The 1,007-nt window shown below is 70.2% G+C and carries 1 protein-coding gene; it reads left to right on the forward strand.

Annotated features, from left to right (window positions below; translation table 11 throughout):
* Positions 1-66 precede the first annotated feature (66 nt).
* Positions 67-1,007, forward strand: a protein-coding gene (locus IF20_RS38780; RefSeq protein ID WP_407702612.1) for an IS5 family transposase whose coding sequence is annotated in 2 segments (ribosomal slippage) — positions 67-444 and positions 447-1,007 — 939 coding nt in all. Because the reading frame shifts where the segments join, the coding sequence is not laid out codon by codon here.

The raw sequence follows: 1,007 nt of genomic DNA on the forward strand, positions 1-1,007 counted from the left end.
CTAGGTCGTTTCTGATGGCTCTTGTCAGCAGGGTGGACCAGGCCGTGGTGAGGGCATGCGTCCGGCATGGTGCGACGACATGAACTGAGCGACGCGCAGTGGCAGAAGATCAGGCCGTTGCTGCCGGCGAACGGTCTGCCGGGTGGGCAGTGGTCGGATCACCGGACGGTGGTCAACGGGGTACTGTTCCGGGCTCGCACCGGGGTGCCCTGGCCGGACCTGCCGGAGCGCTACAGCCCCTGGCAGACCGTCTACGAACGGCATCGCCGCTGGTCGGCGGACGGTACCTGGCAGCGGATCCTGGCCGAGCTGCAGATCGAGGCCGATGCCACCGACCCCGACGGCACCCTGGCCCGCGGCCTGGAAGGAGAGTGGGCGGTCAACATCGACTCCACCTCCTGCCGGGCCCACCAGCACGCGGCCGGGGCCCGGCACCGACCGCCGCGCGACTTCCCGGAAAAAGGGGCGGGACGCGCGTGGAAGCCGATGGACGAGAGGCGCTGGGACGCTCCAGGGGCGGACTGACCACCAAGATCCATCTGCTGTCCGACGACCGGGCCCGCCCGCTGAACTGGCGGACCACATCAGGTCAGCGGGGCGACAGCCCGATGCTCATTCCCCTGCTGACCGGACTGCGGATCGGGCGGGAAGGTCCGGGCCGCCCACGCTGCCGGCCGGACCGCCTCCGCGGCGACAAGGCCTACTCCAGCCGCGACAACCGGGCCTACCTCCGAGGCCGGGGCATCAAGGCGACCATCGCCGAGCCCGAGGACCAGCGGGCCCACCGCCGGCGCCGAGGCGCTGCCGGCGGTCGCCCGCCCGCCTTCGACCGGGATCAGTACCGGCGACGCAACGCCGTCGAGCGATGCGTGAGCAAGTGGAAACAGTTCCGCGCGGTGGCTACCCGCTTCGACAAGCGCGACTACCTCTTCAACGGCACACTGACCGTCGCCGCGATCGTCATCTGGCTCCGCGACACAGTCCAAGAGCCATCAGAAACGACCTAG

The sequence above is a fragment of the Streptomyces niger genome (assembly GCF_000718305.1).
GTDB lineage: Bacteria > Actinomycetota > Actinomycetes > Streptomycetales > Streptomycetaceae > Streptomyces > Streptomyces niger.